Origin of the sequence: Sphingorhabdus sp. SMR4y, assembly GCF_002218195.1 — a bacterium.
In the GTDB taxonomy this organism is placed as follows: Bacteria; Pseudomonadota; Alphaproteobacteria; order Sphingomonadales; family Sphingomonadaceae; genus Parasphingorhabdus.
The window spans coordinates 1,220,955-1,236,557 of sequence record NZ_CP022336.1; the positions used below are offsets into that span (position 1 = coordinate 1,220,955).

The window sequence follows — 15,603 nt, forward strand, 5'->3', positions numbered from 1 at the left end:
GCAACCGGCGTTTCCACCGCAGTCGCACTAGCCGGAAGACTTGTTCTCGGCATTGCCCTCCGCGGAGTGGCTGTCCAGCAGGCTGCGCATTTGCAGCGTCGCCTGATTTGCGTTCACGCCGACCAGAAAACGAACTTCCTGCAATCCGTCGCGCAGCGCCAGGCTATTGTCTTCATCCTCGCACAGGCAGGCCATGTCCCAGCCTTCAAACAATCTTTCCGACACGCTGGACAGATCGATAAGCTGCAAATCGACATGGCGAAAATCGCAGCAGATACGCTCGAAAGCATTTTCAAGCGCGTCTGACGGTCCTTCCAATATCTGGATGAACGTTCCGTCCACGAAAAGCAGGCTGCCCGTCAGGTCAGCCGACTGGTTTTGCACGGCCGAAGCTTCCGCAATTTCACGAGCCGTCTGCTGCGGCTTTTCACCGCACTGATCGACATCGAGTCTGCTCGTATAGAGGATCCGCGAAAACTGTTTGCTTGAAGTAAAAGCGTTCATGCTGCAGCCTGTCCTTTCTCGCGGTGAAACAGCTCGCCTATGCTGGAGGCATTAACGGGTCGACTGAACAAGAATCCCTGCACATCATTGCATCCGTGCTCCGCAATAAAGGCCATCTGCTCGTCGGTCTCAATGCCCTCCGCCGTTGTTTTCATATGAAGGCTCGCGCCAAGCTGGGTGATCGCGCGCACGATGGATGCGCTGCCGGCATCGCTGGGGAGCTGCTGGACGAATGATTTGTCGATTTTGATCCGGGTAATCGGAAAACGGTGAAGATAGCTCAGCGACGAATATCCCGTTCCGAAGTCGTCCAGTGATATGCGAATCCCGGAATCATGCAGTTGCGTGAGCGTGTGCATCACAGTTTCATCATTACCGAGCAGCGCCGTTTCGGTAATTTCCAACTCCAGCCGTGTTGCCGGAAAGCCAGAATCCTTCAGCGCTTCCATAACGGTCTGGTGCAAGCGCGGATCCCGCAACTGAACCGCCGAAATATTCACTGCCAGGTCGATATGTTCGGGCCACGAAGCGGCATCGAGACACGCCTGTTTGAGAACACCGGCTCCGATCCGGGAAATCAGTCCCAGCTCTTCCGCAATCGGAATGAATTCGGATGGCGGTACGTCTCCACGCTCGGGGCAGGTCCACCGCAGCAGGGCTTCCGCTCCGGTATAGGCACCGGAAGCAGAGTCGATAACCGGTTGATAGGCGATCTTGAAATCTTCCCGCATGCAGGCGCGACGCAGATCGGTTTCCAGAAAGCGGCGCCTCTGGATGGCTTGCTGCATCGTCGGATCGAACACGCGACAGCCACGCCCCTCTGTTCGCTTTGCTGTATAGAGCGCAATATCGGCATATTGGACCAGGGTTTCGGGATCATTCGCATGCCCGGGCGCGAGACCGATACCGACGCTGGCGCCAATTTCCGCGACCTGCCCCTGTATGACAAAGGGTCGGCGCAGAATTTCGACCACCCGCTCTGCCACGGCCCGGGCCTCGTCTTCCGAAGCGAGATCATAGGCAATTATGGCAAATTCGTCGCCGCCAATCCTTGCAACCAGATCACCCTTACGAACGGCCTGATTGAGGCGCGAGGCCACTTTCTGGAGTACGACGTCTCCGATCGGATGGCCGAGCGTGTCGTTGACCGGCTTGAACCGATCGAGATCGACCAGCAGCAAGGCAAACGGGCCGCCGCCGTTTGTCAGCTTGTCGCATTCGACATTCAACGCTTCGGAGAAGGCCCGGCGATTGGGCACTTCGGTCAAGGCATCGTGGAGCGCGATATGATGAAGCTGCTCTCTGGATTTCGACCGTGTCCGCCGCTCAACCAGATGGGTGGAGAGGCCGGCACCGATGATGATCAATGCGGCCATCGCGATTGCCGCCGCCAAAGCCGTAAAGGTTTCGCTGTCCGCACCGACCTGCACACCGGGAAGCGGGACCACGGTAAAGGCAGCCATGCCGGTGAAATGCAGACTGACGATGGCCGCCGCGAACAAACCGGAAGGTAGCCAGATATTTTCCGACAGGCCGGTTTTTCTGATCCGGGAGACCACGAGCGAGGAAAGAACGGCAGCCAGGACCAGGGAAGCGATCACATATTCCGGCAGCCAGGTGACAATGCCATCGGCCCGATAGGCGAACATCCCGACATAATGCATCGCTGCTATCGACAGGCCGATGATTCCGCCGCCCGTGACCACGGAGACAAAGCGGTTGCGCGAAGAGGCGACCAGCAAACCCACCCCGGTGCCGACAACGGCGATCAGTGCGGAGAGCACCGTCAAGGTTCCGTCAAGCGTGACAGGAACGCCCGGACGGTAGCCAAGCATCGCTATAAAATGTGTGGCCCAGATAGCCGAACCGGCAGTAAAAGCGGACAGGAAACACCATTGGTAACGTTGTGCACCGGATTCAGCGAACGTGCGTTGAAACATTTTTACCGATGTAAGAGACCCGATCAGGCACATTGCTGCAGCCAGAGCTACAATCCAGAGATTATGATCGTGATAGAGACAAGTCAGTACGCGCATTGAAACTCCTGGGCTCGCAACCAATACTTTGAAGCGAATTTTGGCCTTAGGCAGTCAAATTATAAAATTTGGTAAACCGTCAAACCCCAGATTATTCGAGCATTCCATCTGATCCCCCCAGGTTTCATGTCCTCCAGGACAAGAAATCCTGAATGATGATTGAATAGGAAAATCTGTCCTGTTCGAAGGATGAACAGAGGCCGGCATATCTAGCCGTTGTGCTGAGTGGGAGCGGAACTTGCCCTGCTCCGGCCGGATATAATGTCCAATGTTCCGACAATTTTCGCAAGCTGCTGCCGCTGACAAGTTGGCATGGTCCAGCCATTGCATCCCCACATAGCAACGCGTGCAAAAATAAAAATTTTCGCTCCGGGGATGAAACTAGCCTTTGGCTTCGTTTTCCTCTCACAAGCATAACGGAGACAGGAAAATGAAAACTGCATTCTTGATAAGCGGCTTTGCCGTCATCGCGATCGCCGCTTCACCGCTGGCCGCCCATACCGGTCAGGACAGCCATGTTGAAATCCGCAAGGAGCCGATTGCCGGTCAATATGACAAGCACTGGTACAATTATCTGGCGGATGTCCTGGAAGCCGACAAAGAGCTAAAAAGCGATTTGCGACGGGCAACCGACGCGGAAGACACGCGCGATGCGTGGGAAGAATATGAAAACGAGCTGATCGATGCCGACAAGGATTATGTCGAGGAAATGCGGGACCGCAATTTTCGGGCGGGCCGGGTCACGATCGGCAAATAGCGTTTGCTCCAATAAATGGTCAAAGGCGGGGGTCATTCCCCGCCTTTTTTATGTCGTGCCGGCATGACGCGCGCTAGAACAAAAGCCTGCGTCACGCTACGCTCCCAAAGGCTGCTATTTCCAGCCATTCTCCATCAATTGGCGCTCGCCTTCCGCGTCGACCGGTGCGCCGGCCATCATCGCTGCGGCGCGCGCGTTGATTTCGCTGCTCGAGGCCTGTCGATAGCCGCTCACCCCGGTCCCGGGTACCATATCTTCGAGCCGCCATTGGCCCTGGCTTTTGCAGGCGATCCCGCCCAGAGCTTCACCGTCAAAGCTACGGCAAATCTGGTCCGCCCGGGAGCGGAAAGTCAGACCAATCCGATAATCGCCATTTGCACTTTCGGCAGAGGCAAGTTGCTTTTCCAGAGTGGTTTCTAGCGCGCCGCTGGCGATCAGGCTGCCATTTTGCTCGGCAACCGGGCCACCATCCTGACCAGGACCGAACTGGCCTACCACGATGCCCAATGCCAGAGTTGCCGCCATCGCGCCCCATTGCGCGAAACCGAAAGCTGGGCGGCCTTTGCTGTTCCGGTCTTTTTCAGCTTTTCGCCCGGCAAAGCTGTTATCGACATTATTGTCCATGGAAGCGGTTAGCAGCGCCGTCAAACGATCGGGCACAGGCTCGTTTGCAACCGGATCATAATGCGCCGACAGCTGGTGTTTCAGTTCCTGTTCCCGAGCGATGCGATCCGCCAGCGCGCTGTCTGTCGCCATTGCCTTTTCGATCCGCCTGGCCGTCACTGCATCGCATTCGCCATCGACATAGGCGATGATCTGTTCCTCATTAAAGGTCATGCCGCCTCTCCCAGTCCGCGTTGCAGCGCCTCGCGCCCACGGACCAGCCGTGAGGTCAGGGTTCCAATCGGTATATCGAGCATTTCGGCTGCTTCCTTATAGGCAAAGCCCTCGACTAGGACGAGCACGATCGCCTCGCGCTGTTCCAGCGGCAAAAGTTCCATCGCCCGATCGACATCTGAAAGCTCCATCCGTTCTTCCAAACGCTGGTGATCATCGCCTGCAACATTCTGCATTGCGTCATCATCATTGGCGACATGCTCCCGCCGCCCTGCCGCGCGGACCGTGTCGATCCAGATATTTCTTGTAATCCTGTACATCCAGCTATCCAGTCTTGTTCCCGTTTGCCATTGGTCGCGCTTGTTCAGCGCGCGTTCGAGGGCCATCTGACACAGATCATCTGCATCATCGATATTGCGCGTAAGGCCGCGGGCGAAACGCCGCAATTGCGGGAGCAGTTCCAGCAAATCCTGTTCAAATGCCATTCAGCGCGGATATCCTTTATTGATGGTCTATGGATGAAACGATGCAGCCGGTTCGTTTAATCCATGAAGACAAAAAAAAGCAAATAGCTATTGGTCTGTTGCGACCGGAAGGAATGACATCATGAAAGCAGCACGATATTGGTCGATCATCGTGATTATCTTCCTGCCGGCTGCGGCATGGGCGCAATTATCGCTGCCCGGCGTCGGACCTGGCAGCGCTTTACCTGAACGGACCATCGGGGAAGCCACCAGCATAGTGCTTGATCCGGTTACCGGAGCCGTCGAGGGACATCTGCTCGACCGGCTGAGCAGATCAGAACTCAACGCGCTACTCAACCGGATGCGCATTGACCGGGTCAACCGGTTTTTGCGCGAGAACCGCGCCTATGTGGAGCGGGATCACAATGGCGATCCGGCGGTGCGCGGCATATTGGTGGCGACCGGCATCTCGGAGCCATCGATCAGCAAGGCCGTGGCCAGTGGCTTTACCGTGGTTGAGCGTGGCTGGATCGACGGACTGGATATTTCATTTGTCAAATTTTCAACTCGCAACGGTGCAAGTCTGAAGTCCGAGCGCAAGAAGCTTAAGAAAATCGCGCGCGAAGCCGAAATCAGCGGCGACAATATCTATTTTACCAGCGCGACTGCCGCGACTGGTGCCGCTGCCTCCCTGCCCGCTGCTGCGCTTTCCGGAGGTTCTGCAAAGGCGGCAACCATCGGCCTGATCGACGGCGGCGTAGCCCGACATGATCTGATAAAGATCCCCGTCGAGCAGCGCGGGTTCGCCAAAGGTGGGCCCGTATCGAGCGCGCATGGTACTGCCATCGCTTCGCTGATATCGATGAGCCGGGAACACCGCCGCACTGGACTGCTGGCTGCCGATATTTACGGCAGCGATCCGGCAGGCGGGAACGCGACCGCGATAGCCCGCGCGCTCGGCTGGATGGCGACACGGAAAATCCCGGTCGTAACCATCAGCCTGGTTGGCCCGGACAATGGCCTGCTGCGCCGTGCGATCCGGTCTGCCCAGGGCAAGGGCATGCTGATCGTGGCTGCGGTGGGCAATGACGGACCAGCGGCACCGCCACGCTTTCCGGCCTCTTACAAAGGCGTCCTCGGCGTAACGGGTGTGGATCGCCGACACCGGGCGCTACCGGAAGCCGGGATTGCCACACCAGTAGATTTCGCCGCCCCCGGTGCGGACATCAAGGGCGCATCTCCCGGCGGCAAGACCGTGCCGTTACGCGGTACATCTTTCGCCGCCCCATTGGTGGCCGCGCGTCTTGCCGCACATTATCCGTCCCCCGACATTGCGGCTATCGAGAAGGCCGTTACTGGCCTGATCCACGAAGCCAGGGATCTCGGCAAAAAGGGCACTGACAAGGTCTTTGGCCATGGTCTCGTCTGCGAAAGCTGCGCTGCTCGCTGAACTTTTGAATTTTTTTTGCGCATGACGGATTAAATACCAGATCCGGCTCGTTCTCCTGACAGATGGCGAAAATTGCGTCGCCACAGAAGGAGAAACATCATGAACAAATCGATCACAAGCATCATCACAAGCACAATCACCATCGCCTTTCTGGCGACAGCTCCCGCATCGGCCCAGTTGCTCGGTGGCAGCGGCGGCCTTGGAGGTTCGCTCGGCGGTTCCCTGGGCGGCAATCTGGGCGGCAATATTGGCTCCGGAGCAGACACGATCGGTCAGGCCGGCGGAACTGTTACCGGACGCGGCGGGGTGACCAGCTCCACGCAGATTGACCGTACAGTCGACACCAGGTCAGGCCGTGTGGCAACCGACGCCAGCAGCAGCTCCAGCGCCAATGGCTCGTTGCTCGGCGGCGTCACTACCTCGAACGATACGGTCAACGGCGCCGTGAACGGTGCCGCCAGCGGCTCTGCTTCCGGTTCCGCCAACGGCAGCACCGATACGACCCTCGTCGGCACCGACGCCCTGCGCTCGACCACCGGACAAGCCGTCGGAACTGTCCGCAGCAGCGTTTCCGGGGCGAAATCAACCGCCAGCGGCGCTGTTTCAACAGCTACAGGAACTGCCGGTAATACCGTTAACAGCGCCCAAACCGCAGCATCCCTCGGTGGCAGCATCGCAGCCAATGGCAGTGGTATGGCGATGGGCAATCTTGGCCAGCTCGCCGCTTCGGGAAGCACGGCGGCCAATGCCGGTGGCATGTTTGCCGTTTCACCCGGAATGCCGATCGAAGACCCGAAAGGACGCGTAGTCGGCTATGTCCAGGACGTCCGTCAGACCGGTTCCGGTGTGGTCAGCGCTGTGGTGGTCGAAGCCGGTAACCGCACCGCCACCCTCCCGGCTGCGAATTTTGCCGGATCCGGCGACATACTGGTCACCGGAATGAGCAAAGGCGAAATCAAGCAGGCTGCCAAGCAGCAGGAAAATGCGCCGCAAAGCGACAGCAGCCAGTAAAATAATTGCCGGCGGGCTGTCGATGACCGGAAGCCCCCCACAAACATCCTGCCGGCAACGGGCGCGTCAGATCTTGATCTGGCGCGCCCTTTTCTATTCTGGACCGGTTTCAACCGCCCGCCTTACGTTTCATGATTTCCGCGAAAGCAAATACCGTAATCAGCAGGCCAATCCAGAAGACGATGGCAAAGGGAAAGCCATTGCCGAAAAGAAGACGCGCCAACAGCGTTATCGTCAGGACGAGCGGCGTGCCGATAATTACGCCGTGCCATGCGCCCCGCAGCCCGGGTTCCTCCATGCCTCTGCGTCTGCGCTTGCCGAGCCAGATATAGGTGCCCGTGGCACAGATTGCGGTCAGCGCGATTCCGAATATCAGATAGGCCAGCTTCACCGGCAGACCGCCAAAGGTGCCGAAGTGCAATTGATAGGTCGAGGCCGCCGCCTGCTGTCCCCAGTCGCCATCCGCCAGCCCGGCCGTATGTTCAAATGTGCCGTCGGCACGGAACGCATAATATTCACCGAAGATTAGCCGCCGCTGATGCTCGCCGACAATCTGGATATGCTGTCCCTTGGTCATCGGGTCGTGGAGAATGGCATAGGTCAGGGTCAGTTCGGGATAGGAACCGGCCATATGGGCAAGCGCCGCCGCGACATCTGGCACCGGTGCCGGCCGGGGGTCGGCTTCGCCCTCTTCACCGAAAATCGGTCCGTAAACCGCTTCCGCATCGCCCTGATAATCATCAGCAGCGACTCCATAAGCGGTGATGCTGGCCAGCCCGATCAGCGCGCCAGTCAGCGCGATGGCAACGGAAAAGGGCAAGGTCCAGACACTCAGCCGATTGTGCCAGTCGGCTAACCCGACACCATTGCTGTTGCGCGTGCGCAGACGGAATGCATCCCTGAAAATGCGCGGATGTGCGACAATGCCGCTGACCGCAAGCGCCAGCATCATAACGCCCAATATTCCCACTATCGTGATCCCGACCAGCACCGGCAGATTAAGCGTATAGTGAAGTTTCACGACAAAGTCTGACCAGGCGATCTCCTCGGGCCCGGCGAGCGTGCCATCCTGCGCCAGATAGACTGCCTGGGTGTCCGTGGTGACCACCGCGCGCGGCAATTCCTTGTTCGGCAGATGAACATAGAGGTGGGTTGTGGTCGGCTGACCTGCTTCGCTCGCCAGAACGGCCTCAACGCCGCGCTGCACCGCTTCCGGCGCTATTGATTCCATCTCCGGTGCGTTAGGCTGTTCGACCCGTTGCAGTTCCTGATAGAAAACCGCCACCGTGCCGGTCAGCGAGACAATGTAAAGCAGCGCTCCGGCAATCAGGCCGATCGCAGCATGGGCAGAAAGGGATTTCTTGACCGTTGCCGGCTCGATAATAACGCTCATAGCGAACTCCCCATGACAAAGGCCGGAATGGCAGAGATTAGCGGAAGGGCGATGATCGCCAGCTGGCGTCTGCGACTCTCGGTCATCAGCACCAGAAAGGCCAGGATCGTCCAAGCAAGCGGCGCGGCGAAAAGCGCCAGCACATTGGCATTGCCTTCACTGGCACCCATCAGCAGCGCGAGCCACCGCGTGGTGATAGCGAGTGCGATGGAGGATATCATCGCGGCAACCACGATCAGTAAAAATGTAACGATCCGTCCTCCGATGCGCAGCGGCTCATCGCCTTCGGGTAGCATCCCTGCCCTGCGGCTGGACGGCTTGCGCCTGGCCGGCGGCGACTGCCAGGCCGCGATGGCGAGGATGGCGAAAGCCGCCCCCATCGCCCAAAGCGCCATGACCGATATGCCCCAAGCGCCAGCAGTTGCCGCTCCCGCGAAAAGGGAGAACACGAGCAGAAGCCAGCCCAGACCATTGAGAGCCGGCGATCGGCGCGGTCTCGCCCACGAAAAGCGCAAGACCAGAATTGCGGCAACCGCGGCTACCGACCCGGCGACAAAGAATATCTCGTCCGACATCAGAAACGGTAGCTGACCGTGCCCATGATATTCCGCTCGCTGCCCATGAAGCAGTCGCCGCGCGCCAGACAGGCCGAATAATGGCGTTTGTCGAACAGGTTGGTGGCGTTCAGCGCAAAGCTCCAGTTGGCATAGGTCACTTCCGCCAGCATATCGACCAAAGTGTAGGACGGGGTCAGGACTCCATCGGGAAAGGCTGGCCCGAAAGAGCGCTGCTTGCCAACATGACGCACGCCGCCGCCAAGCAGCAGACTGGTGTCATTGCCCAGCGCAAAGCCCTTGGTTGTCCAGAGTGAAGCATTGAATTTCGGCACATTGTCGAGCTGCTGCCCGGTGCCCTCCACCTCGGCCTCATTATAGCTGGCGTTGGCGATCACCGTGAATTCGCCCGGCAGCGAGACATTGCCTTCGAACTCGACACCCTTTGAGGTCATTGACCCGATCTGGATCTGGTCGAACGGGTCGGCCGTGCTGTCATCCGAAACCGGCCGGTTGCTTTCCTTAATATGATAGCCAGTGACGGTCATCAATATATTGTCAGCCGGGTGGAACTTGATCCCCGCCTCGAACTGGCGACCCGCCTTGGGAATGAAGGCGCTGCCGTCGCTGGCGGTTCCGGCGATCGGTTCGAAACTCTCGGTGTAGCTGAAGAAAGGCGAGACGCCTTCGACCAGTTCGGCGATGATCCCGGCGCGGAAGGTCGTGGCTGCATCTTCGCGGGTCGTGCCGCCCATGCTCTGCGCGCTTGTCCAGTCGCGGCGCGCGCCGAGCACGATCGAAACGCGGTCGAAGAAGCGCATCTGGTTCTGCACGTAAATCCCGAGCTGGTCCTGATCGACATCTTCGGAGACATAGGTCGGTGTCGGCAGACCGCCGCCAAAATCGGAAAGCGCGTCATAATCAATGTTGTAAATATCGATTGTCTCGTATCCGAAACCGCCCGTCTTGTGGACCGAGTTGAAACTGAAATCGATACCGGCAAGTAGCGTATGTTCAACATTGGATCCGGTGTTGAAGTTGAACTGGACATTATTGTCGGTCGAGAAAACTTCCATCCGCGCGATGCTGCCGTCGGCATAGAGGCCGATTATCCGCTGGTCAGCGTCCAGAAAAGGGTTGGTCGGATTGGAATAATTGTTGGGATAATGGGTGAAATAAGTCAGGTCGCTGTCGATATAGCGCGCCTTGAGGTTGAGCTTGGCGGTCTCCCCGAATCGATGTTCAAACAGCGCGGTTCCCTGCAGCAGGCGGCCGTCGTAACGATCCCAGCCGGGCTTGCCGACAAACAGATCGTTCGGCAGCTGGCCATTGGGATTGGGCAGGATCGTCCCGACCAGCGGCAAAAATTGTGATGTCGAACCGCTGTCATCTTCCTGATACAGGCCAATCAGCGTCAGATCCGTGTCGGGGGACGGCTTGAAACTGATCGATGGCGAGACCATTATCCGGTCGTCCGGCACATAGTCGGTTTGCGTGCCGGCGTCGCGGACACGGGCGACGACCCGCGCCGCGACCGTATCGCTCAATGGACCGGTAACATCGACCAGCGCTTCCTTGCGATCGAACGAGCCATAGCGCAGCGAGACTTCCCCACTTGCTTCGAACTCGGGTCGCTTGGAAACCAGATTGACGATCCCGCCGAGCGCGCCCTGGCCGAACAGAACCGATGCCGGCCCCCGGACCAGTTCGACCTGATCAAAATTATAGGGGTCGGCGCGGATGCTGGCATAAAAACTGTATATATCGCGCATGCCGTCGCGGAACTGCAGCGCGTTGATGCCGCGCACGAAGGCGCCGTCGACCCGGCTGTCCGGCCCATAGGGATTGGCCGTCACACCGGATACATAATTCAGCGTATCGCCGATGCTGATGGCGCCCTGCGCAAGGAACAACTCGTCGTCGATTACCGTAATCGGCTGCGGCGTCTCGATAATCGGCGTATCAGTCTTGGTTGCGGTGCTGCTTTCCTCCAGCGCACCGGTGACAACGATGGTGCGTTGCTCCGCCGCGTCTGCAGCATCAGCGGCAATAGCCGGCAAAGGAGAAAGCGCGCTTGCGCCCAGGATCACAGTTTTCAGAAGTCGCATTCATTTCCCTCACATTCCGATAATGCGCCACTTACTATTGAGAATCATTTTCATTTGCAATAAGAATTCTGAATTCAATCTATATCATTGATGTTAATGGAAAATATTACCTACGATTTCATTTTACACCAGCACCTGGCATCCGCGAGAAATCGACAGGCTGGAATTTCGGGGCCGCTGATTGCGCGCCCAGCGCCCTGCCCCCCGCAATTAACCATCTGCGGATTCAGCCACACCCTGCCCCGCTATCACCCGGAGCGAAGCAGCCCTTGCATATAGTCGCAAAGCGCTTAAATTATCGGCATGAACGCAATAGATCCCTTCAAGTCCGGCAACCCCCTGCCGCCCGACACACCCGCTATTCTGGACGCGCGCTTTGCCATTGGCGATGTGGTCCGGCACCGGATTTTCGATTTCCGCGGCGTGATCTATGATATCGATCCGGTATTCGCCAATAGCGAAGAATGGTATGAAGCGATCCCAAAGGACTTGCAGCCGCCGAGAAACCAGCCCTTCTATCATCTGTTCGCGGAAAATGCCGACAGCAGCTATGTCGCCTATGTCAGCCAGCAGAATCTATTGCCGGACGACAGCGGAGAACCGGTCAGCCATCCCGATGTGGCGAGACTCTTTCGAGCGACGGAAGACGGCAAATATAAACTGCATCAAATCCATCGGCACTAGTCTGGACCGGCTTTGAATCCGCAGCCGTCAGGGAACTCGTCACGGTCAGGATTTGATCTTCCAACCCGATTTCAGCAGAAAATAGCAGACCAGCGTCAGGCCGATATTGATCGCCAGCAGGATCATCGCGCCCAGCACGACCGGTGAATCCGCCTCTGCCAGAAAGCCATAGCGGAAACCGGAAATCGCGTAGAAGAACGGGTTGATATGGCTGACCGCCTGGAATGTCGGCGACAGCCGGTCGATCGAATAGAATGTGCCGGAGAGCAATGCCAGCGGCGCGACCACGAAATTGGTAACCGCTGCGGCATGGTCGAATTTTTCCGCCCAGATCGACGTCAACACACCGAGCAGCGACAGCATCGCCGCACCCATGGTGCCAAACCAAAGCACGGCCCACCAATGGGAAACACCGACATTCACACCCGGCCAGACAAACATCGCCAGCCAGACCGCAAAGCCGACCAGAGCAGCCCGTGTCATCGATGCCGCGACCAGCGCCGCCAGCAATTCACCAACCGAAAGCGGGGGCGTCAGATAGTCTACGATCGTGCCCTGAATTTTGCCGACCAGCATCGAAAAACTGCTGTTTGCGAAAGCATTTTGCAACATGCCCATGCAGATCAGGCCCGGGGCGATGAAATCCGCGAACGGGACCCCCAGAACGGTGCGATCCGCGCGGCCCATGGCGACTGTAAAAATGATCAGAAACAACAATGTGGTGATCGAGGGCGCCCAGACCGTCTGCAACTGGACCTTGAAAAAGCGCCGGACCTCTTTCCAGTAGAGCGCTAAAAATCCCGCCCAGTTTACCCCGCGGATGACCGGAATTCCAGGTTCCGCAAAGCCCGGAGCATGTGCCGGTTTGTCTGTCATATTGTCATTTTCTGGTTGATCGAGCATATTCGTCCCGCCTATCGGCTCGCAGCGCCAATCACAACCCCATATCGCGCCGAAATCGCGCCTGTATCAGACCAATATCATGGTTGTATAATCACCCTCTCGACCCTATATCCCCCATAACTCGAGATAATTAGGACTTTGCATGGCTTGGACTGACGAGCGGATCGATTCGCTGAAGAAAATGTGGGAAAAAGGCCTGACTGCCAGCCAGATCGCTGAAGAACTGGGCGGCGTCAGCCGGAATGCCGTGATCGGCAAGGCGCATCGCCTTGGCCTGAAGTCGCGCCCGTCTCCGGTAAAGGCAAAGCCACAGACCAAGAAAGCCGCAAAACCGGCAGCCAAGCCGAAGAAGCCGCCTACAAAAAGTCCGACTGCGGCAAAGCCGAAGGAAGAGCATGTGGCACGTCGTGCCATGCCGCCCCCAACGCCGGCAGCCCGGACCCATGCCGCACAACAGGCGCGGCAACCCAAGCATGACGGCCCGAAAATCGTTTCCGTCGGCCCCGGCGGCTTCCTTCGCCAGGGGCCTGGCGACCAGCAGGCGCCGATTCCGCCCGCACCGCCACGCCGTCTGGTTCCGGCCAAGCCGAGCGAGGAAATCGCCGACAAGACCAGTCTGCTCGACCTCAACGACAAAATCTGTCGCTGGCCGATCAACCATCCGGGCGAACCCGATTTTCATTTCTGTGGCGAGGAAGTGAATCCGGGATTCCCCTATTGCGTCGAACATTGCGGCCGGGCGTTCCAGGCCCAACTGCCACGTGGCGCTCGTCGTGCGCCTCCGCCGCTGCCATTTGGCGGCCCGCGGGTTCGCTAGACAAACGACCAGATCACGAGAATTTACGGTCCGCTGGCAAGAGACATCATAAGTCTCTTGCCAGTGTGACTCCTGCGCTCTTATAGGATCGAACATGTCTGATGATCTGTTCGGTTCCAACCCGCCAAGCCAATCCAAATCCGGTGACTATGATGCCTCGGCCATCGAGGTTCTCGAGGGGCTGGAACCCGTCCGCAAACGTCCCGGCATGTATATTGGCGGGGTCGACGAGCGCGCGCTCCACCATCTCGCGGCCGAAGTCATTGACAACAGCATGGACGAAGCGGTGGCCGGCCATGCCAGCCGGATCGAGATCACGCTGGACGCCGACAACCGTCTGACGGTCAGCGACAATGGTCGCGGCATTCCGGTCGACCCGCATCCGAAATTTCCCGGGAAATCGGCGCTTGAAGTGATCATGACGACGCTCCACTCGGGCGGCAAGTTCTCCGACAAGGCCTACGCCACTTCCGGTGGCCTGCACGGTGTGGGCGTGTCCGTGGTCAATGCCCTGTCATCCGAAACGATTGTTGAAGTGGCGCGCAACAAAACGCTGTATCGCCAGTCCTTTTCCCAGGGCGTGGCTACTTCCGCACTGGAAGAAGTCGGCACCACCCCGAACCGTCGCGGCACCAGCATATCTTTCATTCCCGACTCCGAGATTTTCGGCGAAGGCAACAAGTTCAAACCCTCGCGGCTGTTCAAGCTTGCCCGCTCCAAGGCCTATCTCTACGCCGGCGTCGAGATCCGCTGGAAATGCGACGAGAGTCAGGTCAGCGATGATGTTCCCGCAGAAGCGGTGTTTCAGTTCCCCGGCGGCCTTTCCGATCATTTGCGCGAACAACTTGCCGGACGCGAATGCGTCACCACCGACTTCTTTGCCGGCAATCAGGAGTTTCCCGACAGCCAGGGCCGTGTCGAATGGGCGATTACCTGGCCGATCTGGACCGACGGCAGCTACAGCTGGTATTGCAACACCATTCCCACGCCAAATGGCGGCACCCACGAAACCGGCCTGCGCAACGCTCTCGTCAAGGGACTGCGCAATTTTGGCGAGCTGGTGCAGATCAAGAAGGCGTCCCAGCTGACCGCCGACGACATCATTTCCGGTGGTGAAATGATGCTCTCCGTCTTCATCCGCGATCCGCAATTCCAGAGCCAGACCAAGGACCGGCTGACCTCTCCGGAAGCGTCAAAGCTCGTCGAAAATGCCGTCCGCGACCATTTCGACCATTTCCTTACCGACAATATGGACCGCGGCAAGGCCTTGCTCGGATTTGTCATGGAGCGGATGGACGAACGGCTGAAGCGCAAGGCCGAACGCGAGGTCAAGCGCAAGACCGCGACCTCGGGCCGCAAGGTCCGTCTGCCTGGCAAGCTGACCGATTGTTCGATCGGCGATCCGGAAGGCACCGAATTGTTCATCGTCGAAGGCGACAGCGCTGGCGGCTCGGCCAAGCAGGCCCGCGAACGCAAGACCCAGGCGATCCTGCCGATCCGCGGCAAGATTCTCAACGTGGCTTCGGCCAATAACGCCAAGATCATGGCCAACAGCGAGATTGCCGACCTGATCCTCGCGCTCGGCTGCGGCACCCGCAAGGATTGCCAGCCCGACAATCTCCGTTACGAGCGGGTGATCATCATGACCGACGCCGATGTCGACGGCGCCCATATCGCGACCCTGTTGATGACCTTCTTCTTTCAGGAAATGCCGGAGCTGGTCCGCCGCGGCCATCTCTATCTGGCCCGGCCACCGCTTTATCGCATCAGCGCTGGCGGCAAGAGTCTCTATGCGCAGGATGATGCGGCCCGGGCGAAAATCGAGAGCGGACCGTTCAAGGGCAAGAAAGTCGACGTCAGCCGGTTCAAGGGTCTTGGCGAGATGAATCCTTCGCAGCTGCGCGAAACGACCATGGACCCGGATACAAGATCGCTGTTCAAGGTCACGCTGCCGCCGGAATATGAACAACGCGCAAGCGTCAAGGAACTGGTCGACCGGCTGATGGGCAAGAATCCGGAACATCGGTTCAACTTCATCCAGCAAAATGCGGCCAGCCTTGATGAAGATGTGATCGACGCCTAGTG

At 58.4% G+C, this 15,603-nt stretch carries 14 protein-coding genes; 6 read left to right on the forward strand and 8 right to left on the reverse strand.

What is annotated here, in order from left to right; translation table 11 throughout:
* Positions 1 to 27: 27 nt before the first annotated feature.
* Complete coding sequence (locus tag SPHFLASMR4Y_RS05745; protein ID WP_089132702.1) at positions 28 to 504, reverse strand: BLUF domain-containing protein; 477 nt, start codon at positions 502 to 504, stop codon at positions 28 to 30.
* Positions 501 to 2,540 carry a putative bifunctional diguanylate cyclase/phosphodiesterase gene (locus tag SPHFLASMR4Y_RS05750; protein ID WP_089132703.1) on the reverse strand — a complete coding sequence of 680 codons (2,040 nt, stop codon included), beginning with the start codon at positions 2,538 to 2,540 and terminating at the stop codon, positions 501 to 503. Before SPHFLASMR4Y_RS05750 ends, SPHFLASMR4Y_RS05745 begins: the two co-directional genes overlap by 4 nt.
* Before the next feature lie 430 nt (positions 2,541 to 2,970).
* Here SPHFLASMR4Y_RS05750 and SPHFLASMR4Y_RS05755 point away from each other — a divergent pair, with 430 nt between their 5' ends.
* Positions 2,971 to 3,297, forward strand: coding sequence for a hypothetical protein (locus SPHFLASMR4Y_RS05755; protein WP_145955465.1), 327 nt, complete (start codon positions 2,971 to 2,973; stop codon positions 3,295 to 3,297).
* A gap of 114 nt (positions 3,298 to 3,411) precedes the next feature.
* Here SPHFLASMR4Y_RS05755 and SPHFLASMR4Y_RS05760 read toward each other — a convergent pair whose 3' ends face one another.
* The gene (locus SPHFLASMR4Y_RS05760) at positions 3,412 to 4,134 is read right to left on the reverse strand and encodes an anti-sigma factor family protein (protein ID WP_089132705.1); all 723 of its coding nucleotides are present in this window, start codon (positions 4,132 to 4,134) and stop codon (positions 3,412 to 3,414) included.
* Positions 4,131 to 4,619: an RNA polymerase sigma factor gene (locus tag SPHFLASMR4Y_RS05765; RefSeq protein ID WP_089132706.1), complete on the reverse strand. Its 489-nt coding sequence runs from the start codon at positions 4,617 to 4,619 to the stop codon at positions 4,131 to 4,133. The genes SPHFLASMR4Y_RS05760 and SPHFLASMR4Y_RS05765 overlap by 4 nt, the downstream gene beginning before the upstream one ends.
* 121 nt (positions 4,620 to 4,740) lie before the next feature.
* On the opposite strand from SPHFLASMR4Y_RS05765, the gene SPHFLASMR4Y_RS05770 reads away from it, so the two are divergent.
* A complete protein-coding gene (locus SPHFLASMR4Y_RS05770; RefSeq protein ID WP_089132707.1) occupies positions 4,741 to 6,048 on the forward strand; it encodes a S8 family serine peptidase in 1,308 nt (435 codons plus the stop codon).
* A 99-nt stretch (positions 6,049 to 6,147) separates the two neighbouring features.
* Positions 6,148 to 7,059: a hypothetical protein gene (locus SPHFLASMR4Y_RS05775; RefSeq protein WP_089132708.1), complete on the forward strand. Its 912-nt coding sequence runs from the start codon at positions 6,148 to 6,150 to the stop codon at positions 7,057 to 7,059.
* 109 nt (positions 7,060 to 7,168) lie between these two features.
* Here the strand turns inward: SPHFLASMR4Y_RS05775 and SPHFLASMR4Y_RS05780 are convergent, their stop codons facing one another.
* From SPHFLASMR4Y_RS05780 to SPHFLASMR4Y_RS05790, 3 genes are read right to left on the reverse strand one after another with little or no spacing between them, the layout of a single operon-like run.
* Entirely contained in the window at positions 7,169 to 8,452 is a 1,284-nt protein-coding gene (locus SPHFLASMR4Y_RS05780) for a PepSY-associated TM helix domain-containing protein (protein WP_089132709.1), read from the reverse strand.
* The gene (locus tag SPHFLASMR4Y_RS05785; RefSeq protein WP_089132710.1) at positions 8,449 to 9,027 is read right to left on the reverse strand and encodes a hypothetical protein; all 579 of its coding nucleotides are present in this window, start codon (positions 9,025 to 9,027) and stop codon (positions 8,449 to 8,451) included. The genes SPHFLASMR4Y_RS05780 and SPHFLASMR4Y_RS05785 overlap by 4 nt, the downstream gene beginning before the upstream one ends.
* Positions 9,027 to 11,114 carry a TonB-dependent siderophore receptor gene (locus SPHFLASMR4Y_RS05790; protein WP_089132711.1) on the reverse strand — a complete coding sequence of 696 codons (2,088 nt, stop codon included), beginning with the start codon at positions 11,112 to 11,114 and terminating at the stop codon, positions 9,027 to 9,029. Before SPHFLASMR4Y_RS05790 ends, SPHFLASMR4Y_RS05785 begins: the two co-directional genes overlap by 1 nt.
* Before the next feature lie 303 nt (positions 11,115 to 11,417).
* Here SPHFLASMR4Y_RS05790 and hspQ point away from each other — a divergent pair, with 303 nt between their 5' ends.
* The gene (gene hspQ / locus SPHFLASMR4Y_RS05795) at positions 11,418 to 11,798 is read left to right on the forward strand and encodes a heat shock protein HspQ (RefSeq protein ID WP_089132712.1); all 381 of its coding nucleotides are present in this window, start codon (positions 11,418 to 11,420) and stop codon (positions 11,796 to 11,798) included.
* A gap of 45 nt (positions 11,799 to 11,843) precedes the next feature.
* Here hspQ and SPHFLASMR4Y_RS05800 read toward each other — a convergent pair whose 3' ends face one another.
* Positions 11,844 to 12,701, reverse strand: coding sequence for an ABC transporter permease (locus SPHFLASMR4Y_RS05800; RefSeq protein ID WP_089132713.1), 858 nt, complete (start codon positions 12,699 to 12,701; stop codon positions 11,844 to 11,846).
* A 142-nt stretch (positions 12,702 to 12,843) separates the two neighbouring features.
* On the opposite strand from SPHFLASMR4Y_RS05800, the gene SPHFLASMR4Y_RS05805 reads away from it, so the two are divergent.
* Entirely contained in the window at positions 12,844 to 13,518 is a 675-nt protein-coding gene (locus SPHFLASMR4Y_RS05805; RefSeq protein WP_089132714.1) for a GcrA family cell cycle regulator, read from the forward strand.
* Positions 13,519 to 13,612: 94 nt separating this feature from the next.
* Positions 13,613 to 15,601, forward strand: coding sequence for a DNA topoisomerase IV subunit B (gene parE / locus SPHFLASMR4Y_RS05810; protein WP_089132715.1), 1,989 nt, complete (start codon positions 13,613 to 13,615; stop codon positions 15,599 to 15,601).
* Positions 15,602 to 15,603 lie beyond the last annotated feature (2 nt).